We start from the raw sequence: 25,195 nt of genomic DNA, 5'->3' as shown, positions 1-25,195 counted from the left end.
ACACCTCGGCACGGTAGAAGCGCTGGCGCACTTCCGGCTCGCCCTCCACCGGTGCCTCGCTCGGCGCGGCCATGTAGCCGTCCAGGCTCACTTCGTAAACGAACGGGTTGCCCTCGTCCATCATCACCCGCAGGCCCATCATGTTGCGCGACTGGCCAACCCGGGTTTCCACCTCGAAGCCCAGGGTCTGCAACTGCGCGGCAGCTTCTTTGAGCGCCGGGCTGACTTGCTTGTCCATAAAGCGCTGCACCACGGCCTGGGTCGGCTGCAAGTCCAGCTGGCTCAGGCGCTCGGTGAAGCCGCGACGGCCACGGGCGGCCAGCTCGGCGCGCTCCTGTTCGACCGCCACATCCTGTTTCATGGCCTTGTACAGGCCGAACATGAACAGCACCAGCACCACCGAGAACGGCAGGCCTGCCAGCACCACCATGGTCTGCATGGCTTCGAAGTTACCGGCGAACATCAGGCCGATGGTAACCAGGGTGATGACCACCGACCAGAACACCACCATCCAGTGCGGGGCGTCTTCATCGACCTTGCCGCCTTTGCACGACAGGTTGGCCATCATCACCGCGCCGGAGTCGGCCGGGGTGAGGAACAGCACGAAGCCGACGAACACCGCCACACCGATCACGATCTTGGCCGCCGGGAAGTATTCCAGCAGCTGGTAGATCGACATCGACGGCTGTTCAAGCGCGGTCTTGCCCAGCTCCACGGCGCCCTGGTTGATCACCAGGTCCAGCGCGGTGTTGCCGAAGATCGACAGCCAAGCCAGGGTGAAGCCCAGCGGGATCAGCAGCACGCCGCTGACCAGCTGGCGCACGGTACGGCCCTTGGAGATACGGGCAATGAACATGCCGACGAATGGGCCCCAGGAGATCCACCAGGCCCAGTAGAACACGGTCCACAGGCCCAGCCAGCGCTCGGACTTGCCGGCCTCGCCTTCATACACATACAGGTCGAAGGTCTTCAGCACGATACCGTTGAGGTAGTCGCCGATGTTCTGTACGAAGCCGTTGAGCAGGTGCAGGGTCTGGCCGCCCAGCAGGACGAAAATCAACAGGCCGCTGAACAGCATGATGTTCAGGTTGGACAGGCGGCGGATGCCGTTTTCCACACCCGAGACCGCAGCCACGGTGGCCACGCCGGCCATGACCAGGATCACCACCAGCAGGTTGGTCTTGCTGTGGTCCATGCCAAACAGGTATTCCAGGCCCGAGGCCACCTGCATCGAGCCGATCCCGAGGTTGGTGACCAGGCCCAGCAGGGTGACGAACATGCCGAAGATGTCGACGGCATTGCCCGCAGCACCCTTGACCCAACGCTCACCGACCAGCGGGTACAAGGCCGAGCGCAGTGCCAGCGGCTGGTTGTGGCGGTAGGCGAAGTAACCCACGGCCAGGCCGACCAAGGCGTAGATCGCCCAGCCATGCAGGCCCCAGTGCAGGAAGGTCAGCTGCAGGCCCTGGCGCGCGGCCTCGAGGCTGGCAGAGGTGCCTTCCGGCGGGTTGAAGTAGTGGTCCAGCGGCTCGGAGGCGCCGAAATACAGCAGCGAGATACCGATACCGGAGGAGAACAGCATGCCGGCCCAGGCGCCGTAACTGAAGTCAGGCTGGTCGTCCTTGCCGCCAAGCTTGAGCTTGCCGTAGTCGGAGAAGGCCAGATAGATGACGAACAGCAGGTAGCCGCCGATCACCAGCATGTAGTACCAGCCAAAGGTGCGCGTCAGCCATTTCTGGGCCACGCCCAGCACCTGGCCGGCGGTTTCGGGTACAGCGATCAGCAAGGCAGTCAGAACGAGGATCATCAGCGCGGAGGTGAAGAACACCACGCGGTTGACCCGTACCCTCTCGGCGGGGGGCTTGGTAAGTGAGGCAGAACTCATTGCACGAATGCTCCGGGCAGTACGGCTGTGGAGGCTAATCAATCTTTCCCGAGCAATTGGTGGAATTTCCCCACTGCATCAGGTGTTATAAAAGCACCCTGGAAACCGTGATCCCGAATCGATACGTTGCAAAAAAACAGACAGGTGGCCTGCTGAAAAGCCACACCTCCACTGAGGTGCGCGCATTCGTCACAGACCACCCCGCCCGCTCCAAGGGCCTGCCGCAGGGCCAGTGACCGTACGGCAGAATCTGCATTTCGCATCGCTGATGCCCGTCAACGCCTTGTATTCCGGGGGTTACGCGATTTCCTGGGGTGTCAATCCGTGCCTTCTCGACCGCCTGAAAAACTGTCAATGGCACAAATTGTCGCAGAGCTTATTCTTTATTGATTGAACGTTCAATCAAAACAAAATAGACTGGCCTTCGCCGAGTCAGCCGCCTGTCGTCTGCTCGCAGGCCTGAGGAGATAGCAAGATGCCCAAGGTCGGTATGCAACCCATCCGCCGCCAGCAGTTGATCGAAGCCACGTTGCAGGCGGTCGATCAGGTCGGACTGGGGGACGCCAGCATTGCGCTGATTGCTCGTTTGGCCGGTGTGTCAAACGGCATCATCAGTCACTACTTTCGGGACAAGAACGGCCTGATCGCAGCGACGATGGGTTACATCATGAACATGCTCAACGAAGGCGTTAGAGCACGTCGCCAGGCCCTGACGGACGACAGCCCGCGCGCCCACCTGAAAGTGATCATCGAGGGCAACTTCGATGCCAGCCAGGTGAACGGCCCGGCAATGAAAACCTGGTTGGCCTTCTGGGCTTCCAGCATGCACCAGCCCGATTTGCACAGGTTGCAGCGGATCAACGATCACCGCCTGTATTCCAACCTGTGCTGCCAGTTCCGCCGCGCCCTGCCGCTTTACCATGCGCGCAAGGCAGCCCGCGGCCTGGCGGCCCTGATCGACGGCCTGTGGCTGCGTGGTGCCCTGTCGGGTGACGCATTCGACACCGACCAGGCGATACGGATTGCATACGAATACATGGATCTACAACTGGCTAAACAGCACACCCTGGACACAGCCGACCAGGCCGCTGATCAAGCACGCACGGCCCTTGCCCACCCGGCAGGAGCGTGACGCGCAGCCAACCACACACTGCACTTGCGAGGACACTATGGCCCGTTTCGGAACGCAAAAACTCTACATTGATGGCGATTACGTCGACGCTGGCAGCGATGCCACCTTCGAAGCCATCAACCCGGCCACCGGCGAAGTCCTCGCCCACGTGCAACGTGCCACCCAGGCCGACGTCGAAAAGGCCGTGGAAAGCGCCGAGCGCGGCCAGAAGGTCTGGGCAGCGATGACCGCCATGCAGCGCTCGCGCATCCTGCGTCGCGCCGTCGACATCCTGCGCGAGCGCAACGACGAGCTGGCCATGCTGGAAACCCTGGACACCGGCAAGTCGTACTCGGAAACCCGCTACGTCGACATCGTCACCGGTGCCGATGTGCTGGAGTACTACGCTGGCCTGGTACCGGCCATCGAAGGTGAGCAGATCCCGCTGCGCGAATCGTCCTTCGTCTACACCCGCCGCGAGCCGCTGGGCGTGACCGTCGGTATCGGTGCCTGGAACTACCCGATCCAGATCGCCCTGTGGAAATCCGCCCCGGCCCTGGCCGCTGGCAACGCAATGATCTTCAAGCCATCGGAAGTCACTTCGCTGACCACCCTGAAACTGGCCGAGATCTACACCGAAGCCGGCCTGCCGAACGGCGTGTTCAACGTCCTGACCGGCAGCGGCCGCGAAGTCGGCACCTGGCTGACCGAGCACCCACGCATCGAGAAAGTCTCGTTCACCGGCGGCACCACCACCGGCAAGAAGGTCATGGCCAGCGCCTCGAGCTCGTCGCTCAAGGAAGTCACCATGGAACTGGGCGGCAAGTCGCCACTGATCATCTGCGCCGACGCCGACCTGGACAAGGCCGCCGACATCGCCATGATGGCCAACTTCTACAGCTCCGGTCAGGTTTGCACCAACGGCACTCGCGTGTTCATCCCGGCTGAAATGAAGGCGGCCTTCGAAGCCAAGATCGCCGAGCGCGTTGCCCGCATCCGCGTCGGCAACCCGGAAGACGAGAACACCAACTTCGGCCCGCTGGTCAGCTTCCAGCACATGGAAAGCGTGCTCGGCTACATCGCCAAAGGTAAAGAGGAAGGCGCCCGCGTACTGTGTGGCGGCGAGCGTCTGACTGCCGGTGATTTCGCCAAAGGTGCCTTCGTCGCGCCGACCGTGTTCACCGACTGCAGCGACGACATGACCATCGTCAAGGAAGAGATCTTCGGCCCGGTGATGAGCATCCTCACCTACGAAACCGAAGAAGAAGTCATCCGCCGTGCCAACGACACCGACTACGGCCTGGCCGCTGGTGTCTGCACCAACGATATCTCCCGCGCCCACCGCATCATCCACCAGCTGGAAGCCGGTATCTGCTGGATCAACGCCTGGGGCGAATCGCCGGCCGAAATGCCGGTTGGCGGCTACAAGCAATCGGGCGTCGGCCGTGAGAACGGTGTCAGCTCGCTGGCTCAATACACTCGCATCAAGTCGGTCCAGGTCGAGCTGGGCGGCTACAACTCGGTCTTCTAAGGCCCTGTCCAGCCACGCCCGTGCCACCGCGCACGGGCGTTCCCGCTCCCTGATCACCGCCAACACGAGGGTACTTCCATGTCCCAAGAATTCGATTACATCATCGTCGGAGCAGGCTCCGCCGGTAACACCCTGGCTACCCGCCTGACCGAAGATGCCGGCGTCAGCGTACTGCTGCTGGAAGCCGGTGGGCCCGACTACCGCTTCGACTTTCGCACCCAGATGCCGGCCGCCCTGGCCTTCCCGCTGCAGGGCCGCCGCTACAACTGGGCCTACGAGACCGATCCGGAGCCGTTCATGGACGGCCGCCGCATGGAATGTGGCCGCGGCAAGGGCCTGGGTGGCTCGTCGCTGATCAACGGCATGTGCTACATCCGCGGCAACGCCCTGGACTTCGACGGCTGGGCAGAACTGCCAGGCCTGGAAGACTGGACCTACCTGGACTGCCTGCCGTACTTCCGTAAAGCCGAAACCCGTGACATCGGCCCGAACGACTACCACGGCGGCGAAGGCCCGGTCAGCGTGACCACGCCGAAAGCCGGCAACAACCCACTGTTCCACGCCATGGTCGAAGCCGGCGTGCAGGCCGGCTACCCGCGCACTGAAGACCTCAACGGCTACCAGCAGGAAGGCTTCGGTCCGATGGACCGCACCGTGACCAAGCAAGGCCGCCGCTCCAGCACCGCCCGTGGCTACCTGGACCAGGCCAAGAAGCGCCCGAACCTGACCATCGTCACCCACGCCTTGACTGACCGCGTGCTGTTCGACGGCAAACGCGCCATTGGCGTGACCTATCTGGTCGGCGACAGCGAAGAGCGCGTCGAAGCCCGTGCCCGCAAGGAGGTGATCGTCAGCTCCGGCGCCATTGCTTCGCCGCAACTGCTGCAGCGCTCTGGCGTAGGCCCGCGCGCCCTGCTGGAAAGCCTCGACATCCCGGTCGTGCACGACCTGCCGGGCGTCGGCGAGAACCTGCAGGACCACCTTGAGCTGTACCTGCAGTACGCCTGCACCCAGCCCGTGTCGCTGTACCCATCGCTGCTGTGGTGGAACCAGCCGGCCATCGGTGCCGAGTGGATGTTCAACGGTACCGGTATCGGCGCCAGCAACCAGTTCGAGGCCGGCGGTTTCATCCGTACCCGTCCTGAGTTCAAGTGGCCGAACATCCAGTACCACTTCCTGCCGGTGGCGATCAACTACAACGGCTCCAACGGTGTCAAGGAACACGGCTTCCAGGCGCACATGGGCTCCATGCGCTCGCCTGCCCGTGGTCGTATCCAGGTCAAGTCGAAGAACCCGCGCCAGCACCCGAGCATCCTGTTCAACTACATGTCCACCGAGCAGGACTGGCAGGAATTCCGCGACGGCATCCGCCTGACCCGCGAAATCATGGCCCAGCCGGCGCTGGACCCGTACCGCGGCCGCGAGATCAGCCCGGGCGAGCACGTGCAGACCGACGAGGAACTGGACAAGTTCATCCGCGAGCACGCCGAAACCGCCTTCCACCCGTCCTGCTCGTGCAAGATGGGCACCGACGACATGGCAGTGGTCGACGGCGAAGGCCGCGTGCATGGAATGAAAGGCCTGCGTGTGGTCGATGCGTCGATCATGCCGCTGATCATTACCGGCAACCTCAACGCCACCACGATCATGATCGCCGAGAAAATCTCCGACAAGATCCGTGGGCGCAAGCCGCTGCCACGCAGCACCGCCAAGTACTATGTGGCGGGCGATGCACCGGTGAAGGGCAAGCCGATGCGTGAAGTGAAGCAGGCGTAAGCCTGCACTGGCCTCTTCGCGGGCAAGCCCGCTCCCACAGGGTTATCACAGGGCCTGAGCCGGTGAGCAACATGTGGGAGCGGGCTTGCCCGCGAAAGGGCCCTCAGAGGCAACACAAGAAAAGGCACCCATCGTGGTGCCTTTTTTACATCTGCAGAAACGCTTTACAGCCTGCCAATTCATCAGGTTAGAATCGATTGGCACGCGACTTGCGAGTCAAGTCATTTTCCCCGCGCCACCCCGGAGTACCTGCCTTTGGATGCCAGCACCATCAACAGCCTGTTTCTGATCGGCGCATTGCTGGTGGGCGCAAGTATCCTGGTCAGCTCACTGTCGTCGCGCCTGGGCATCCCTATTCTGGTCATCATCCTCGCCGTCGGCATGGTCGCTGGCGTCGATGGTGGCGGCATCATCTTCAACAACTACCCGACCGCCTACCTGGTGGGCAACCTGGCACTGGCCGTGATCCTGCTCGACGGTGGCCTGCGCACGCGGGTGGCGAGTTTCCGCGTGGCACTGTGGCCAGCGCTGTCGCTGGCCACGATCGGCGTGATGATCACCACCGCGCTCACCGGCATGGTGGCTGCCTGGCTGTTCAACCTGAGCCTGATCCAGGGCTTGCTGATTGGCGCCATCGTCGGCTCCACCGACGCTGCGGCAGTGTTTTCGTTGCTCGGCGGCAAAGGCTTGAACGAGCGGGTTACCGCCACCCTGGAAATCGAATCGGGCAGCAACGACCCGATGGCCGTATTCCTCACCGTTACCCTGATCGACATGATCGCCAGCGGCCAGACCGGCCTGCACTGGAGCCTGCTGACCCATCTGATACGCGAGTTCGGTATCGGCAGCCTGCTCGGCCTGGGCGGCGGCTGGCTGATGCTGCAGCTGGTCAACCGCATCAACCTGGCTGGCGGTTTGTACCCGATCCTGGTGGTGGCCGGCGGCCTGGTGGTGTTCTCGCTGACCAACGCCCTGCACGGCAGCGGCTTCCTCGCCGTGTACCTGTGCGGCCTGGTGCTGGGCAACAAGCCGATCCGCAGCCGCCACGGCATCCTGCACATGCTCGACGGCATGGCCTGGCTGGCACAGATCGGCATGTTCCTGGTGCTGGGTCTGCTGGTCACGCCCCACGACCTGCTGCCGATCGCCTTGCCGGCACTGGGCCTGGCACTGTGGATGATCCTGGTGGCGCGGCCGCTGTCGGTGGTAGCCGCGCTGCTGCCGTTCAAGGCCTTCCATGGCCGCGAAAAGGGCTTCATCTCCTGGGTCGGCCTGCGTGGCGCGGTACCGATCATTCTGGCGGTGTTCCCGCTGATGGCCGGCCTGCCGGACGCCCAGCTGTTCTTCAACCTGGCGTTCTTCATCGTGCTGGTATCGCTGTTGGTCCAGGGCACCAGCCTGCCGTGGATGGCCAAGCTACTGAAGGTCACCGTACCACCAGACCCTGCGCCGATTTCCCGCTCCGCGCTGGAAGTGCATATCACCAGCGAGTGGGAGCTGTTCGTCTACCGCCTGGGTGCGGAAAAATGGTGCATCGGCGCCGCCCTGCGCGAACTGAAAATGCCCGAAGGCACGCGTATCGCCGCACTGTTCCGCGGCGAGCAACTGCTGCACCCGTCCGGCAGTACCGTACTGGAAGTGGGCGACATGCTCTGTGTGATCGGCCACGAACATAACCTGCCGGCCCTGGGCAAGCTGTTCAGCCAGGCGCCACAACGTGGCCTGGACCTGCGCTTCTTCGGCGACTTCGTGCTCGAAGGCGATGCCGAGCTGGGCGCGGTGGCCGCCCTTTATGGCCTCAAGCTGGACGGCCTGGACGCGAAAATGCCGCTGGCGCAGTTCATCCGACAAAAGGTCGGAGGCGCTCCAGTAGTAGGTGACCAGGTCGAATGGCATGGCACGATCTGGACCGTGGCGACCATGGACGGGAACAAGATCCAGAAAGTCGGCGTCAGATTCCCCGAAGGAACGCGACCCGGACCAGGATTGTTCCTCTAAACTTCGTATCTGCCGGATCCACAAGTAGTCTGCCTATGTCCCTGCGCGTGTACCTTCGCACAGCCCTGCTCGGGCTGTGCCTGTCCCTCTCGTTCGCCGTTTGCGCGGCCGAGCTCCCCACCACGACCAGCATCCAGAGCAGCCTGAACAAGATTTCCCAGCCCAAGGGTGGCGAGGCCGACCCCAAGGCTGCGCAACAGACACCGGAGCAGAAGGCCCAGCAACAAGTGCTGGAACAGACCCTGGCGCTGCTGCTCAGCAAGGAAGACAGCGAAAAGAAGCTTGAGGCACTCAAGCAGCAATTGGCTGGCGCGCCGAAGGAAACCGCCGACAGCCAGCGCGAGCTGATCAAGCTCAAGGCCAGCAAGCCACTGCCGGTAGCCCAGCGCTACGCCAACCTGAACGTGCCACAGCTGGAACAGATGCTCAGCGAGCGCAGCACGCAGCAAGGCGAACTGCAAAAGGCGCTGTCGGATGCCAACAGCCTGATCATCAACTCGCAGACCCGTCCGGAGCGCGCTCAGGCAGAAATCAGCAACAACCAGACGCGCACCCAGCAGATCAACTCCAGCCTCAAGAGCGGCAAGGAGAACGGCAAGCCACTCAACAGCGACCAACGCAACAAGCTCAACGCCGAGCTGGCGTCGCTCAATGCCCTGACCTTGCTGCGCCGCCAGGAACTGGCCGGCAACGGCCTGCTGCAGGACCTGGGCAATGCCCGCCACGACTTGTTGATCGAGCGCGCCACACGGATGGAGCAGGAAATCCAGGACCTGCAATCGCTGATCAACGAAAAGCGCCTGGCCCAGTCGCAACAGACGGTCACCCAGCAATCGATCGAAGCGCAGAAAGCCGGCGGCAGCACCCTGCTGGCCAACGAGAGCGCTGCCAACCTGAAACTGTCCGACTACCTGCTCAAGAGCACCGACCGGCTCAACGAACTGACCCAGCAGAACTTGCGCAGCAAGCAGCAGCTCGACAGCCTGACCCAGGCCGACCAGGCCCTGGACGAACAGATCAGCGTGCTCAAGGGCAGCCTGCTGCTGTCCAAGATCCTCTACAAGCAGAAACAGGCCCTGCCGCACCTGAAAGTCGACCGCGACCTGGCAGACCAGATCGCCGATATCCGTCTTTACCAGTTCGAAGTGAACCAGCAGCGCGAGCAGATGAGCAGCCCGGCCGCGTACGTCGACAACCTGCTGGTCGGCCAGCCGCAGGAACAGGTTACCCCGCAGCTGCGCAAGGCCCTGCTGGAGGTGATGATTACCCGCGCCGACCTGCTCGAACGGCTCAGCCGCGAGCTGTCGGCACTGCTCAACGAATCGATCACCTTGCAGCTCAACCAGAAGCAGCTGCTTGGCACCGCCCAGGGCTTGCGCACCACGCTCGAAGAGCAGATGTTCTGGATCCCCAGCAACAAGCCACTGGACTGGGAATGGCTGAGCCTGGTGCCGGCACGCTTCACCGATCAGGTAGCCAACCTGCCCTGGGGCTCGGGCCTCAAGGAGCTGGCCGATGGGCTGGGCCAGCGGCCGCTGCTGTTCCTGCCCTTGCTGCTGGTGATCGGCGCCCTGCTGTGGCGGCGCAAGTACCTGCACCAGCGGCTCGGCAAGGTGCATCAGGATATTGGCCATTTCCGCCGTGACAGCCAGTGGCACACGCCCCAGGCCATCCTGATCAATATCCTGCTCGCCATGCCGGTCAGCCTGGGCCTTGCGCTGTGCAGCTATGCGCTGCAGATCGACGCCCGCGGTCAGAACGCCAACCTGGGCGCCGCCTTGTGGCAGTTGGCCCAGGCCTGGCTGGTGTTCTACACCGCCTATCGCATCCTCGCCCCCGGTGGCGTGGCAGAAATCCACTTCCGCTGGCACAAGCCACAGGTCGAGTTCCTGCGTGGCTGGGTACGCCGCCTGGGCACCGTGGTGCTGGCCCTGGTCGGGGTGGTGGCGGTGGCCGAACACCAACCCTCGGCGCTGGCCGAAGATGTGCTGGGTATCGCCATCGTGCTGACCTGCTACGCACTGATGGCCTGGCTGCTCAGCCGCCTGCTGCTGAGCAGCCCGGCGCACCGCGACACCTCGCTGTTCCGCAAGGCCGTCGGGGTGGCCTTCACCGCCCTGCCGATCGCGCTGTTCGTGGCGGTCTGCTTTGGCTATTACTACACCGCGCTGAAACTGACCGACCGGCTGATCTACACGCTCTACCTGCTGCTGTTCTGGCTGGTGATCGAGGCCGCCTTCGTCCGTGGTCTGTCGGTGGCGGCACGGCGCCTGGCCTACCAGCGCGCACTGAGCAAACGCCAGGCGGCCAAGGAAGGGCTGGACGGCGAAGTCATCACCGAAGAGCCGACCCTGGACATCGAACAGGTCAACCAGCAGTCGCTGCGCCTGATCCGCCTGGCCCTGCTCGGCGGCTTCATCGCCGGCCTGTACTGGGTGTGGTCGGACCTGATCTCGGTGTTCGCCTACCTCAACAATTTCACCCTGTACGAGTACACCAGCGGCACCGGCGCCACCGCCAGCATGGTGCCGATCAGCCTGGGCGACTTCCTCGGTGCACTGGTCATCATCGGCATCACCTTCGCGCTCGCACGCAACTTGCCCGGCCTGCTCGAAGTCCTGGTGCTGTCGCGGCTCAACCTGGCCCAGGGCAGTGCGTACGCCACCACCACCTTGCTGTCCTATGTCATCGTCGGCGTCGGCATCGTCAGCACCCTGTCGACCCTCGGGGTGAGCTGGGACAAGCTGCAATGGCTGGTGGCGGCGCTATCGGTGGGCCTGGGCTTCGGCATGCAGGAGATCTTCGCCAACTTCATCTCCGGCATCATGATCCTGTTCGAGCGCCCGGTGCGGATCGGCGACACCATCACCATCGGCAACCTGTCCGGCACGGTGAGCAAGATCCGCATCCGCGCCACCACCATCACCGATTTCGACCGCAAGGACATCATCGTCCCCAACAAGACCTTCATCACCGGCCAGCTGATCAACTGGTCGCTGACTGACACGGTCACCCGGGTGACGCTGAAACTGGGCATCGACTACGGGTCGGACCTGGATCTGGTGCGCGAGCTGCTGCTCAAGGGCGCCCACGAGAACCCGCGGGTACTCAAGGATCCAGAGCCGATCGTGTACTTCCTCAACTTCGGCGAGAGCTCGCTGGACCACGAGCTGCGCATGCACGTGCGTGACCTCGGTGATCGCAACCCGACGCTGGACGAGATCAACCGCTACATCAACCGCGAGTTCAAGGCCCACGACATCAAGATCTCGGTGCGCCAGGTGGAGGTGTTCCTGATGGACCAGAAAGGCGGCAAGCAGCAGTTGATCCCGATGGAACAACCTAAACCGGATGGCACTGCACCGGCCTGAATGGGCTCGAATACTTTATTCTGTGCAAATCCCCTGCGAGGGCTTCGCCCTCGTTCGCGGGCAAGCCCGCTCCCACAGAGACCGCACATTACCTTAGGGAGCGGGCTTGCCCGCGAAGGGCCGCAAAGCGGCCCCGATGTCCCGACTTCAGGAGCCGGCCCCGTGAAAGCCCTCGACCAACTCACCTTCGACAACCGCTTCGCCCGCCTGGGCGATGCGTTCTCCACCCAGGTCCTGCCCGAGCCGATTGCCGAGCCGCGCCTGGTGGTGGCGAGCGAGTCGGCCATGGCCCTGCTCGACCTCGACCCGGCCCAAGCCGAATTGCCAGTGTTCGCCGAGCTGTTCAGCGGCCACAAGCTCTGGGAACAGGCCGATCCGCGGGCAATGGTGTATTCCGGCCACCAGTTCGGCTCCTACAACCCGCGCCTGGGCGATGGCCGCGGCCTGCTGCTGGCCGAAGTGCTGAATGACCAGGGCGAGCACTGGGACCTGCACCTCAAGGGTGCCGGCCAGACGCCATATTCGCGCATGGGCGATGGCCGCGCCGTGCTGCGCTCGTCAATCCGTGAATTCCTCGCCTCCGAAGCCCTGCACGCCCTCGGCATCCCCAGCAGCCGGGCACTGTGCGTGATCGGCTCGAGCACCCCGGTATGGCGCGAAACCCGCGAGCGCGCGGCAATGCTCACCCGCCTGGCGCAGAGCCATGTTCGGTTCGGGCATTTCGAATACTTCTACTACACCAAGCAGCCAGAACAGCAGCGGGTGCTGATCGACCACGTGCTGGAGCAGCACTACCCCGAATGCCGCGATGCCGAGCAGCCTTATCTGGCCATGTTCCGCACCATCGTCGAGCGCAATGCCGAGCTGATCGCCCGCTGGCAGGCCTATGGCTTCTGCCACGGGGTGATGAACACCGACAACATGTCGATCCTCGGCATCACCTTCGATTTCGGCCCTTTCGCCTTCCTCGACGACTTCGACGCCAACTTCATCTGCAACCACTCCGACGACCGTGGCCGCTACAGCTACGCCAACCAGGTGCCGATCGCCCACTGGAACCTCAGCGCGCTGGCCCAGGCTCTGACCACGGTGATCGAGGTCGAAGCCCTCAAGCAAGCGCTGGGCCTGTTCCTGCCGCTGTACCAGGCGCACTACCTTGACCTGATGCGACGGCGCCTGGGCCTGACCACTGCAGAAGACGACGACATGGCGCTGGTCGAGCGCCTGCTGCAGCGTATGCAGAGCGGTGGCGTGGACTACAACCTGTTCTTCCGCAAGCTGGGTGACCAGCCCGTCGCCGAGGCGCTGAAAGTGGTGCGCGACGACTTCATCGACCTCGCCGGCTTCGATGCCTGGGGTGCGGATTACCTGGCCCGTTGCCAGCGCGAGCAGGGTAATGCCGAAGGCCGTCGTGAACGGATGCATGCGGTGAACCCGCTGTACGTGCTGCGCAACTACCTGGCACAGAAGGCCATCGAAGCGGCCGAAGCGGGGGACTACAGTGAAGTGCGTCGTCTGCACCAGGTGCTGAGCAAGCCGTTCGAGGAGCAAGCGGGGATGCAGGCCTATGCCGAGCGCCCACCGGAGTGGGGCAAGCACCTGGAAATCAGCTGTTCTTCGTAATGATCAAGGAGTTCACATGTCCGACCCACTGGTAATCCCCTGCCCCCACTGCAACGGCCTCAACCGCCTGCCGGCGGCGCGCCTGGGTGATGCCCCGAAATGCGGCCGCTGCAAGCAGGACGTGCTGCTGAGCACCCCCTTCGAACTCAGCGAAGCCAACTATGCCAGCCAGATCAAGGGCGACCTGCCCCTGCTGATCGACGTCTGGGCCGACTGGTGCGGCCCGTGCAAATCCTTCGCCCCGACCTTCAAGCAGGCCGCGCGCCAGCTCAGCGGCCGCTGCCGCCTGGCCAAGCTCGACAGCGAGGCCAACCGCACCCTCGCCGGGCAACTGGGCATCCGCTCGATCCCCAGCCTGATCCTGTTCAAAAACGGCCGCGAGATCAGCCGCCAGGCCGGGGCGTTTCCACTCCAGTCGTTGCTGGAGTGGGTGCGCAGCCAGGGGGTCTGAAGCGCATGTCTTGAGCTGTCTGGCGCCTATGACATCGAGCGCCGCCCGCGCGGCGCATCGCGAGCTGCGCTCGCTCCTACGTTTGTTTCGGGCCAATTGATCCTGTTGAATTTGCGCGCGGACGCCCTGGCGCATGGCGCGATATCGCGTCGTACCCACTAGGCGGTCGCGCGCGCCTGTCACAGGCGTTACTGGCCCGAAACAAACGTAGGAGCGAGCACAGCTCGCGATGCGCCGCGCGGGCGGCGCTCGGTCTGATAGGCGCTGAAGATCTTCAGCCATTCTCTTCGAGCAGCGAGTGCAACTCGACAAACTGCTGGGTCAGCTTGTGCCGCGGTTCCAGGTGAATCAGCGGCAGGCTGGCATGGTGCGATTCGCGCATCTTCACTGAGCTGCCCAGGTACACCGGTAACACCGGCAGCCCTTCGGCCAGCAGCTCGTCGAGCATCTGCTGGGGCAGGCTGGCGCGGGACTGGAACTGGTTGACCACGATACCTTCGACCACCAGGTCTTCATTGTGGTCGTCCTTGAGCTCTTCGATTTCAGCCAGCAGGCCATACAGCGCCTGGCGCGAGAAGCTGTCGCAGTCGAAGGGGATGAGCACGCGATCAGCGGCGATCAATGCGGAAACCGCATAGAAGTTGAGGGCCGGCGGCGTGTCGATGTAGATCCGCTCGTAGTCCTCGTCCAGCTCGTCGAGCAACTTACGCAGCTTGTTGATCTTGTGCTTGGCTTCCAGCTTGGGTTGAAGGTCGGCCAACTCCGCCGTGGCAGTGACCACATGCAGGTTGTCGAACGGGGTTTCGTAGATATCGACCTTGTTCTTCTTGCTGAACGGTCCACTGGACAGGCTCTGCTTGAAGAAATCGGCGATGCCCATGGGGATCTCATCGCCGGTCAGGCCGGTCAGGTACTGGGTCGAGTTGGCCTGGGCATCCAGGTCGATCAGCAAGGTCCGATAACCTTCGCTGGCGCTCACTGCCGCCAGGTTGCAAGCAATGCTCGACTTGCCCACGCCACCTTTCTGATTGAACACCACGCGCCGCATGATTGACCTCCGTGTATCAACGAATGCCCGAGTATGTGGCGGTGCAGCGGCAATGGCCAGCGCCATTTGCCCCAGTGGCCGGCGCAGGCTGCAAACATCACCCCTGGCCTGCCATCAGCCCCGTGAGCAACTCGGCGAACGCCCGTGCCATCGCCGAACCGCCACGCTCGCGTTGCACCAGCCACACCGCCGACATCGCCCCTTCATCCAGCAAAGTTCGGTACACCACGCCTTCGATACGCATGCGCTGGAACGACGCAGGCAGCACCGAGACCCCAAGCCCCGCTGACACCAGGCCGATGATGGTCATCGCCTCGCCCGCTTCCTGAGCGAAATGCGGGTTGAAACCCGCCTGGCGCGCCAGGCTCAGCAACTGCGCATGCAACCCGCTGCCATAGCTGCGCGGGAAGAACACGAACGGTTCCTGGGCCAGGGCGGCCATGTGCACGCCATGCTCGGTACCTTCGGCCAACGGGTGCGAGGCGTTGATCACCGCCACCAGCGGCTCGCGGAACAGTTCAGTGGCCACCAGGCCCTCCGGCAGCGGCATTGGCCGCATCAGCCCCACTTCGATGGATTCGTCGAACACCCCTTCGGCGACATCCCGGCTGCTCATTTCCTTCAAGTTAAGGTGCACGGCCGGGAAACGCTGGCGAAAGGCATGGATGGCCTTGGGAATCTTCGATGTGAACGGCGCCGACGAAGTGAAGCCGATCTTCATCTCGCCCAGCTCACCCAACTGCGCACGGCGCGCCACATCGGCCGCCTTTTCCACTTGCGCCAGCACCTGGCGCGCCTCTTCAAGGAACAGTCGGCCGGCCTCACTCAGCTCGACCCGACGGTTGGTCCGCTCGAACAGGCGCGCCCCCAGTTCCTGTTCCAGCGCCTGGATCTGCTGGCTCAACGGCGGCTGGGAGATGCCCAGTTGCTGAGCCGCGCGGCCGAAGTGCAGCTCTTCGGCGACGGCGATGAAATAACGCAAATGACGCAGCTCCATGATCGACTCCAATTAGGTCGCGAAACGTCTCAAATAGGTCGAACAATATATTGGATCTAATCGTTAGCCAGCTATATGCTTTTTTCATTGCGCCAGAGGTACCGCCCGTGAAAACTGCTGTAGCCCCCCTTCCTGCCGACCCAGAACCTGCCCCCCTGAACGAAATGTGGATCGAGAAAGGCACCCCAGCCTTCATGAAGACCGTGCTGGCACTGTTCAGCGGCGGCTTCGCCACGTTCGCCCTGCTGTACTGCGTGCAGCCAATGATGCCGTTGCTGTCGAAGGAGTTTTCCATCAACGCGGCGCAAAGCAGCCTGGTGCTCTCGGTATCGACCGCGATGTTGGCGTTCGGCCTGTTGATCACCGGCCCGATCTCCGACCGCATCGGCCGCAAGCCGGTCATGGTCTTTGCCCTGGTCTGCGCCGCCCTGTCGACCCTGGCCAGCGCAGTGATGCCGAGCTGGGAACTGGTACTGGCCACCCGCGCCCTGGTGGGCCTTTCGCTGAGTGGCCTGGCAGCGGTGGCGATGACCTACCTGAGCGAAGAGATCCACCCGCAGCACATCGGCCTGGCCATGGGCCTGTACATTGGTGGCAACGCAATCGGCGGTATGAGTGGGCGATTGATTACCGGGGTATTGATCGACTTCGTCAGTTGGCACACAGCGATGCTGACCATCGGCGGCCTGGCCCTGGTGGCGGCGCTGGTGTTCTGGAAAGTGCTGCCCGAGTCGCGCAACTTCCGCCCACAGCTGATGAGCCCGCGCAACCTGCTCGATGGCTTCGTCATGCATTTCAAGGATGCCGGGCTGCCGTGGCTGTTCCTCGAGGCCTTCCTGCTCATGGGCGCCTTCGTCACCCTGTTCAACTACATCGGCTACCGCCTGCTGGCGGAGCCTTACCACATGAACCAGGCGCTGGTCGGTTTGTTGTCAGTGGTGTACCTGTCGGGTATCTATAGCTCGGCGCAAGTTGGCGCACTGGCTGACAAGCTGGGCCGGCGCAAGGTGTTCTGGGCCAGTATCGTGGTAATGGCAAGTGGTTTGCTGATGACCTTGGCCAGCCCGCTGGCGCTGGTGATTATCGGCATGCTGGTGTTCACCTTCGGCTTCTTCGGTGCGCACTCTGTGGCCAGCAGCTGGATCGGCCGCCGGGCGCTGAAGGCCAAGGGACAGGCTTCATCACTGTACCTGTTCAGTTACTACGCGGGCTCGAGCGTGGCCGGTACTGCGGGCGGGGTGTTCTGGCACCAGTGGGGCTGGAACGGGATCGGTCTGTTCATTGGTAACCTGCTGGCGGTAGCGTTGCTGGTGGCATTGCACTTGAGCAAGCTAGCGCCAAAAACGGTGTGAAGCACTCGCGGACGAACCCGCTCCCACAGTGACCGCGCTACACCTGAAGCCAAGCTGTGGGAGCGGGTTTACCCGCGATTGGGCCCTCGGATCAGTTGATGATCTCGACGATGTCCACATCCACCTCACGGCTCATCAGGTGCTTCTCCACCTCGCCGGTCAGCTTGACCTTGGTCTTGTCGTTGAACGGCGTCGGCGGCAGGTCTTCGTCGTCGATCTCGACGGTGATGGTGCCGGTATTGTCCTTGAACTCGTACTTGTCGTCGTTGTTGATCTTCTTGGTAACGTAGCCCTGCAGTACTACCGGGGTGTCATCGGCGGCATCTTGGGCAGCCGCAACGGTAGTCACCGACAGGGCACCCGGACCGGTGTAGCCAGCGGCCAGGGCAGCGGTGCTGAACAACGGGGCGAGGATCAGCGCGAGGTAACGGGTCTTCATGGGGATCGGTTCCTGTTCAGGTTTTGATAGCCCCAGATTAACGACGATCGCTGAATTAAAACTTAATGCAGTAAAAAGCCCGGCACTTGGCCGGGCTGTTCGTTTCAAATCGCTTACTGGTGATATTGCGCCGACAGTTCATGCACGGCGTTGATGAACACGCCCGCGTGCTCCGGGTCGACTTCCGGTGTGATGCCATGGCCCAGGTTGAACACATGTCCAGTGCCCTTGCCATAGCTGGCGAGGATGCGTGCCACTTCCTGGCGGATGGCTTCGGGCTTGGCGTACAACACGGTCGGGTCCATGTTGCCTTGCAGTGCCACCTTGTCACCGACGCGTCGGCGGGCGTCGCCGATTTCGCAGGTCCAGTCCAGGCCCAGTGCATCGGCGCCGGCTTCGGCGATGCTTTCCAGCCACAGGCCGCCATTCTTGGTGAACAGGATCACCGGCACCTTGCGCCCTTCGTGTTCGCGGATCAGGCCGCTGACGATCTTGCGCATGTAGGCCAGGGAGAATTCCTGGTAGGCCGCCGCCGACAGGTTGCCGCCCCAGGTGTCGAAGATCTGCACGGCCTGGGCGCCGGCAAGGATCTGGCCGTTGAGGTAGCTGGTGACCGACTGGGCCAGCTTGTCCAGCAGCAGGTGCAAGGCTTGCGGGTTGTCGTAGGCCATGGCCTTGGTCTTGCGGAAGTCCTTCGACGAGCCGCCTTCGACCATGTAGGTGGCCAGCGTCCAGGGGCTGCCGGAGAAGCCGATCAACGGGACGCGGCCATTGAGCTCGCGGCGGATGGTGCTGACCGCGTCCATCACGTAGCCGAGGTCCTTCTGCGGGTCAGGGATCGGCAGCGCTTCGATATCGGCCGGGGTGCTGATGACCTTCTTGAAACGCGGGCCTTCGCCGGTTTCGAAGTACAGGCCCAGGCCCATGGCGTCAGGGATGGTGAGGATGTCCGAGAACAGGATCGCCGCGTCCAGCGGGTAGCGGTCCAGCGGCTGCAGGGTAACCTCGCAGGCGAACTGCGGGTTCATGCACAGGCTCATGAAATCACCGGCCTTGGCGCGGCTGGCGCGGTACTCCGGCAGGTAACGGCCGGCCTGGCGCATCATCCAGACAGGGGTAACGTCTACGGGTTGCTTGAGCAGTGCACGCAGGAAACGATCGTTCTTCAGGGCAGTCATGTCGGCATCCGGAAAAATAGTGCGGGCATTTTCTCAGACGCCAGCGCAAAAGGCACGGTCAAGACCATGCGTTTTGTCTATTGGGTGCCACAGATCAAACGATTTTGTATACAAAAAAGCTTCGCGGGCAAGCCCGCTCCCACAGGATATGCACATCATCCTGTGGGAGCGGGGCTTGCCCGCGAATGCGATGGATCAGACTTCGAGGTAGTCCAGGATCCCTTCGGCGGCGTTGCGGCCTTCGAAGATCGCCGTCACCACCAGGTCCGAACCGCGCACCATGTCGCCACCGGCGAACACTTTCGGGTTGCTGGTCTGGTGCTTGAACTTGGCTTTCTCTGGTGCCACCACGCGGCCCTGGCTGTCCAGCTGGATGCCATGCTGCTCGAACCACGGTGCCGGGCTCGGGCGGAAGCCGAAAGCGATCACCACGGCGTCGGCCGGCAGGATCTCTTCGGAGCCCGGGATCGGCTCGGGGCTGCGACGGCCACGGGCATCCGGCTCGCCGAGACGGGTCTCGACCACCTTCACGCCTTCGACCTTGTCCTCGCCGACGATTGCGATGGGCTGGCGGTTATAGAGGAACTTCACGCCCTCTTCCTTGGCGTTCTTCACCTCTTTGCGCGAACCCGGCATGTTGGCTTCGTCACGGCGATAGGCGCAGGTCACCGACTTGGCGCCCTGGCGGATCGAGGTGCGGTTGCAGTCCATCGCGGTGTCGCCACCGCCCAGCACCACGACCTTCTTGCCCTGCATGTCGACGAAGTCTTCCGGCGACTTCTCGAAGCCGAGGTTGCGGTTGACGTTGGCGATCAGGAAATCCAGCGCGTCGTGCACGCCTGGCAGGTCCTCACCCGGGAAACCGCCCTTCATGTAGGTGTAGGTGCCCATACCCATGAACACCGCGTCGTACTCGGCGAGCAGTTGTTCCATGGTGATGTCCTTGCCCACCTCGGTGTTCAGGCGGAACTCGATGCCCATGCCGGTGAAGACTTCGCGACGATTGCTCAGTACGGTCTTTTCCAGCTTGAACTCGGGGATGCCGAAGGTCAGCAGGCCGCCGATTTCCGGGTTCTTGTCGAACACCACCGGGGTCACGCCGCCACGCACCAGCACGTCGGCACAGCCCAGGCCAGCCGGGCCGGCGCCGATGATGGCGACGCGCTTGCCGGTTGGCTTGACCTTGGACATGTCCGGGCGCCAGCCCATGGCGAAGGCGGTGTCGGTGATGTACTTCTCGACCGAGCCGATGGTCACCGCGCCGAAACCGTCGTTCAGGGTGCAGGCACCCTCGCACAGACGGTCCTGCGGGCACACGCGGCCGCATACTTCCGGCAGGGTGTTGGTCTGGTGCGACAGTTCGGCCGCCGCCAGGATGTTGCCTTCGGAGACCAGCTTCAGCCAGTTGGGGATGAAGTTGTGTACCGGGCACTTCCATTCGCAGTACGGGTTACCGCAGCCCAGGCAGCGGTGCGCCTGTTCCACGGACTGCTGCGGCTTGAAAGGCTCGTAGATTTCCACGAACTCCTTCTTGCGCTGGCGCAGCAGCTTTTTCTTCGGGTCCTTGCGGCCCACTTCGATGAACTGGAAGTCGTTGTTCAGACGTTCAGCCATTTTTCAAAACCTCTTTACCGCAGTTGCCAGCCTCAGGCTGCAAGCTGCAAGACGATCACTTGAGCACGACGGGCCCCGCGCACGGGGCCGTCACTTGCAGCTGTTCTTACTGCGGGTTGGCACGGGTGCTGGACAGCAGTTGCTTGAGGTTGGCCGCCTTCGGCTTGACCAGCCAGAAGCGCCGCACGTAGTCGTCCAGGTTCTCGAAGAGCTCACGCCCCCACTCGCTGCCGGTCTCTTCCACGTATTCGCCAAGGACCCGCGCCAGGTGGCTGCGGTAGGCTTCCATCGCCTCACCACTGATGCGCTGGATTTCCACCAGCTCGTGGTTGAGTTTGTCGACGAAGCTGTTGTCCATGTCGAGCACGTAGGCGAAGCCGCCAGTCATGCCAGAACCGAAGTTGTAACCGGTCTTGCCCAGAACGCAGACAAAGCCGCCGGTCATGTATTCACAGCAGTGATCGCCAGTACCCTCGACAACAGCGTGGGCGCCGGAGTTACGCACAGCGAAGCGTTCGCCCGCAGTACCAGCGGCGAACAGCTTGCCACCGGTGGCGCCGTACAGGCAGGTGTTGCCGACGATGGCACTGTGCTGGGTTGCAAACGGGCTGCCGGCTGGCGGCACGATGGTGACCTTGCCACCGGTCATGCCTTTGCCGACGTAGTCGTTGGCGTCGCCTTCCAGATGCAGGTTCAGGCCACCGGCGTTCCATACGCCGAAGCTCTGCCCGGCAGTACCCTTGAAGCGGAAGGTGACCGGCTTGTCAGCCATGCCCTGGTTGCCGTACAGCTTGGCGATTTCGCCAGAGATACGGGCACCGATGGAACGGTCGCAGTTGCAGATGTCGAGGCTGAACTCGCCACCGGCCTGGTCGCGGATCGCCGGCAGGGCCATCTCGACCATCTTCTCGGCCAGCTCGCCCTTGTCGAACGGCGGGTTCTTGTCGACTTCGCAGAACTGCGGCTTGTCGGCCGGGATGTGCGAGCTGCCCAGCAGCGGCGTCAGGTCCAGGTACTGCTGGCGCTCGGTGTCGCCTGGCAGCACGTCGAGCAGGTCGGTACGGCCGATCAGCTCGCCGAGGCTGCGCACGCCCAGCTTGGCCAGCCATTCACGGGTCTCGCTGGCGACGAAGGTGAAGAAGTTGATCACCATGTCGACGGTGCCGATGTAGTGGTCCTTGCGCAGCTTGTCGTTCTGGGTAGCCACGCCGGTGGCGCAGTTGTTCAGGTGGCAGATGCGCAGGTACTTGCAGCCCAGGGCGATCATCGGCGCGGTGCCGAAGCCGAAGCTCTCGGCGCCGAGGATGGCCGCCTTGATCACGTCCAGGCCGGTCTTCAGGCCGCCGTCGGTCTGTACCCGCACCTTGCCGCGCAGGTCGTTGCCGCGCAGGGTCTGGTGGGTTTCGGCCAGGCCCAGTTCCCACGGGGCGCCGGCGTACTTGATCGAGGTCAGCGGCGAAGCGCCGGTGCCACCGTCGTAACCAGAGATGGTGATCAGGTCGGCATAGGCCTTGGCCACACCTGCGGCGATGGTGCCAACACCCGCCTCAGCCACCAGCTTGACCGACACCAGGGCCTGCGGGTTGACCTGCTTGAGGTCGTAGATCAGCTGGGCCAGGTCTTCGATCGAGTAGATGTCGTGGTGCGGCGGTGGCGAAATCAGGGTCACGCCCGGTACCGCATAGCGCAGCTTGGCGATCAGGCCGTTGACCTTGCCGCCTGGCAGCTGGCCGCCCTCGCCAGGCTTGGCGCCCTGGGCAACCTTGATCTGCAGCACTTCGGCGTTGACCAGGTATTCCGGGGTCACGCCAAAGCGGCCGGTAGCCACCTGCTTGATCTTCGAGCTCTTGATGGTGCCGTAGCGCGACGGGTCTTCACCGCCCTCACCGGAGTTGGAGCGTGCACCCAGGCGGTTCATCGCCTCGGCCAGGGCTTCGTGTGCTTCCGGCGACAGTGCGCCCAGCGAGATACCGGCGGAGTCGAAGCGCTTGAGGATGGCCTCCAGCGGCTCGATCTGATCCAGCGGCAGGGGCTCGTCGGCCACCTTCACTTTCAGCAGGTCGCGAATCATCGACACCGGGCGCTGGTCGACCAGCGTGGTGTATTCCTTGAACTTGGCGTAGTCGCCCTGCTGCACGGCGGCCTGCAGGGTGTTGACCACATCCGGGTTGTAGGCGTGGTATTCGCCACCGTGGACGAACTTCAGCAGGCCACCTTGCTGGATCGGCTTGCGCGCGCTCCAGGCTTCGGCTGCCAGCAGCTTCTGGTCGCCTTCGAGGTCGACGAAACGCGCACCCTTGATGCGGCTGGACACGCCCTTGAAGCTCAGGCCGACCACTTCCTCGGACAGGCCCACGGCTTCGAACAGCTGGGCGCCACGGTACGAGGCGATGGTGGAGATACCCATCTTCGACAGGATCTTCAGCAGGCCCTTGGAAATACCTTTGCGGTAGTACTTGAAGACTTCGTCCAGATCGCCCAGCACTTCACCGGTACGGATCAGGTCGGCCAGCACTTCGTAGGCCAGGTACGGATACACGGCCGAGGCCCCGAAGCCCAGCAGCACGGCGAAGTGGTGCGGGTCACGGGCAGTAGCAGTCTCGACCAGGATGTTGCTGTCGCAACGCAGGCCCTGCTCGGTCAGGCGGTGGTGCACGGCACCCACCGCCAGCGAAGCGTGCACAGGCAGTTTGCCCGGAGCGATGTAGCGGTCGCTCAGCACCAGCTGGGTCTTGCCGCCGCGCACGGCTTCTTCAGCCTGGTCGGCGATGTTGCGGATGGCCGCTTCCAGGCCGACGCTCTCGTCATAGTTGAGGTCGATCAGCTGGCGGTCGAAGCCTTCGCGCTCTAGGTTCATCAGCGAACGCCACTTGGCAGGCGAGATGACCGGCGAGCTGAGGATCACCCGCGAAGCGTGCTCCGGGGATTCCTGGAAGATGTTGCGCTCGGCGCCCAGGCAGATTTCCAGGGACATGACGATCGCTTCGCGCAGTGGGTCGATCGGTGGGTTGGTCACCTGGGCGAACTGCTGGCGGAAGAAGTCGTACGGCGAACGCACGCGCTGCGAAAGCACGGCCATCGGCGTGTCATCACCCATCGAGCCGACCGCTTCCTGGCCCTGCTCGCCGAGTGGGCGCAGCACCTGGTCACGCTCTTCGAAGGTGACCTGGAACATCTTCATGTACTGCTTGAGCTGGTCAGCGTCGTAGCTGGCCACGCCCTGGTCGTCGGTCAAGGTCGCCTGGATGCGCAGGGCGTGCTGACGCAGCCAGCGCTTGTACGGGTGGCGCGATTTCAGACGGTTGTCGATGGCATCGGTATCGAGGATCTGGCCGGTCTCGGTGTCCACGGCGAGGATCTGGCCCGGGCCGACACGGCCCTTGGCCAGGACTTCCTCAGGCTGGTAGCCCCACACGCCGATTTCCGAGGCGATGGTGATGTAGCCATTGGTGGTCGTCACCCAGCGCGCCGGGCGCAGGCCGTTACGGTCGAGCAGGCACACCGCGTGGCGACCTTCGGTCATGACGATACCGGCCGGACCATCCCACGGTTCCATGTGCATGGAGTTGTATTCGTAGAAGGCGCGCAGGTCGGCATCCATGGTCTCGACGTTCTGCCAGGCTGGCGGTACCAGCATGCGCACACCGCGGAACAGGTCGATGCCGCCGGTGACCATCAGCTCCAGCATGTTGTCCATGCTCGAGGAGTCGGAACCGACGCGGTTGACCAGCGGGCCGAGCTCTTCGAGGTCGGGGATCAGGTCGTTGGCGAACTTGGTGCGACGGGCCATGGCCCAGTTGCGGTTGCCGGTGATGGTGTTGATCTCGCCGTTGTGGGCGAGGAAGCGGAATGGCTGCGCCAGCGGCCATTTCGGCAGGGTGTTGGTGGAGAAGCGCTGGTGGAACACGCAGATCGCGGTTTGCAGGCGCTCGTCACCGAGGTCTGGATAGAACGCCGCGAGATCGCGCGGCATCATCAGGCCTTTGTAGATGATGGTCTTGTGCGAGAAGCTGCAGATGTAGTGGTCGGCGTCGTGGGCGTTGGCCACGGACGAACGGCGACGGGCACTGAACAGCTTGATGGCGAATTCCTGATCGCTCAGGCCTTCACCGCCGATGAACACCTGCTCGATCTGCGGCAGGCGCTCAAGGGCCAGGCGACCGAGCACGCTGGTGTCGATCGGGACCTTGCGCCAGCCGACCAGCTTCAGGCCGGCGGCGACGATTTCGCGGTCCATGTTGGCACGGGCAGCTTCGGCTTTGACCGGGTCCTGGTTGAAGAACACCATGCCGACGGCGTACTGCTTGGGCAGCTCGACGGCGAAGTGTTCCTGGGCCACGGCACGCAGGAATTGATCAGGCTTCTGCATGAGCAGACCGCAACCGTCACCGGTCTTGCCGTCGGCGTTGATGCCGCCGCGGTGGGTCATGCAGGTCAGTGCCTGCATGGCGGTTTGCAGAAGGTGGTGGCTCGGTTCGCCCGTCATATGGGCGATCAGGCCAAAACCACAGTTGTCCTTGAATTCTTCGGGATGGTACAGACCTGTTTTCATAGACACTTTCTCACCAGGTTCACCTCTCAACCGGAGGTAAATCTCTTTTATGTACAACCACTTACCATCCACGCCGATCAAACGCCAGCTTTTTTGCGGTGGCCATGGAAAACCATTGTTGCACAGCGACAGTCATACCCACAAATTTTCATGTCTCACCATTGAAAATTTATGTCGCAATTTTGAATGTTTTTGCGCCATCCGCCGTGATAGCGGCTTGGCTCGAGTCTGAAGCGTTTCAGCCATGACTGCAACAGAGGCTTGTGGCC

At 63.1% G+C, this 25,195-nt stretch carries 14 protein-coding genes and 1 pseudogene; 8 read left to right on the top strand and 7 right to left on the bottom strand.

Features of this window, described 5'->3' with window-relative positions; genetic code table 11:
• Positions 1-302 precede the first annotated feature (302 nt).
• A pseudogene (locus tag OCX61_RS01640) lies at positions 303-1,828 on the bottom strand (BCCT family transporter); the annotation flags it as partial.
• 532 nt (positions 1,829-2,360) lie between these two features.
• Here OCX61_RS01640 and betI point away from each other — a divergent pair.
• From betI to trxC, 7 genes are all read left to right on the top strand, one after another.
• Entirely contained in the window at positions 2,361-3,017 is a 657-nt protein-coding gene (gene betI, locus OCX61_RS01635) for a transcriptional regulator BetI (protein WP_261942340.1), read from the top strand.
• A gap of 37 nt (positions 3,018-3,054) precedes the next feature.
• Entirely contained in the window at positions 3,055-4,527 is a 1,473-nt protein-coding gene (gene betB, locus OCX61_RS01630) for a betaine-aldehyde dehydrogenase (protein WP_261942339.1), read from the top strand.
• A gap of 78 nt (positions 4,528-4,605) precedes the next feature.
• Positions 4,606-6,303, top strand: a complete 1,698-nt coding sequence (betA, locus tag OCX61_RS01625) for a choline dehydrogenase (RefSeq protein ID WP_261942338.1) — start codon at positions 4,606-4,608, stop codon at positions 6,301-6,303.
• Between the two features lie 255 nt (positions 6,304-6,558).
• Entirely contained in the window at positions 6,559-8,301 is a 1,743-nt protein-coding gene (locus OCX61_RS01620; protein ID WP_261942337.1) for a potassium/proton antiporter, read from the top strand.
• Between the two features lie 35 nt (positions 8,302-8,336).
• Positions 8,337-11,672, top strand: coding sequence for a mechanosensitive channel MscK (gene mscK / locus OCX61_RS01615; RefSeq protein ID WP_261942336.1), 3,336 nt, complete (start codon positions 8,337-8,339; stop codon positions 11,670-11,672).
• 162 nt (positions 11,673-11,834) lie between these two features.
• Entirely contained in the window at positions 11,835-13,295 is a 1,461-nt protein-coding gene (selO, locus tag OCX61_RS01610) for a protein adenylyltransferase SelO (protein WP_261942335.1), read from the top strand.
• Positions 13,296-13,311: 16 nt separating this feature from the next.
• Positions 13,312-13,746: a thioredoxin TrxC gene (gene trxC, locus OCX61_RS01605; protein ID WP_261942334.1), complete on the top strand. Its 435-nt coding sequence runs from the start codon at positions 13,312-13,314 to the stop codon at positions 13,744-13,746.
• 274 nt (positions 13,747-14,020) lie between these two features.
• Here the strand turns inward: trxC and OCX61_RS01600 are convergent, their stop codons facing one another.
• Together OCX61_RS01600 and OCX61_RS01595 are read right to left on the bottom strand one after the other, a co-directional pair.
• Positions 14,021-14,794 (bottom strand): ParA family protein, encoded by a 774-nt coding sequence (locus OCX61_RS01600; RefSeq protein WP_261942333.1) that lies wholly within the window; start codon positions 14,792-14,794, stop codon positions 14,021-14,023.
• A gap of 97 nt (positions 14,795-14,891) precedes the next feature.
• On the bottom strand, positions 14,892-15,791 hold the full coding sequence (locus tag OCX61_RS01595) for a LysR family transcriptional regulator (protein WP_261942332.1): 900 nt from the start codon (positions 15,789-15,791) through the stop codon (positions 14,892-14,894).
• 164 nt (positions 15,792-15,955) lie between these two features.
• Here OCX61_RS01595 and OCX61_RS01590 point away from each other — a divergent pair, with 164 nt between their 5' ends.
• Entirely contained in the window at positions 15,956-17,143 is a 1,188-nt protein-coding gene (locus OCX61_RS01590; RefSeq protein ID WP_261944255.1) for an MFS transporter, read from the top strand.
• Positions 17,144-17,234: 91 nt separating this feature from the next.
• Here the strand turns inward: OCX61_RS01590 and OCX61_RS01585 are convergent, their stop codons facing one another.
• From OCX61_RS01585 to gltB, 4 genes are all read right to left on the bottom strand, one after another.
• Positions 17,235-17,582 carry a YgiW/YdeI family stress tolerance OB fold protein gene (locus tag OCX61_RS01585; RefSeq protein WP_261942331.1) on the bottom strand — a complete coding sequence of 116 codons (348 nt, stop codon included), beginning with the start codon at positions 17,580-17,582 and terminating at the stop codon, positions 17,235-17,237.
• Positions 17,583-17,695: 113 nt separating this feature from the next.
• On the bottom strand, positions 17,696-18,760 hold the full coding sequence (gene hemE, locus OCX61_RS01580; RefSeq protein ID WP_159412473.1) for a uroporphyrinogen decarboxylase: 1,065 nt from the start codon (positions 18,758-18,760) through the stop codon (positions 17,696-17,698).
• 195 nt (positions 18,761-18,955) lie between these two features.
• Positions 18,956-20,374 carry a glutamate synthase small subunit GltD family protein gene (locus OCX61_RS01575; protein WP_060484277.1) on the bottom strand — a complete coding sequence of 473 codons (1,419 nt, stop codon included), beginning with the start codon at positions 20,372-20,374 and terminating at the stop codon, positions 18,956-18,958.
• Between the two features lie 106 nt (positions 20,375-20,480).
• A complete protein-coding gene (gene gltB / locus OCX61_RS01570; protein WP_261942330.1) occupies positions 20,481-24,926 on the bottom strand; it encodes a glutamate synthase large subunit in 4,446 nt (1,481 codons plus the stop codon).
• Between the last annotated feature and the right edge of the window lie 269 nt (positions 24,927-25,195).

The organism is Pseudomonas sp. LRP2-20, assembly GCF_024349685.1.
In the GTDB taxonomy this organism is placed as follows: domain Bacteria; phylum Pseudomonadota; class Gammaproteobacteria; order Pseudomonadales; family Pseudomonadaceae; genus Aquipseudomonas.
The sequence above is the reverse complement of the archived record's forward strand: the minus strand, read 5'-3'. Positions and strand labels throughout refer to the sequence as shown.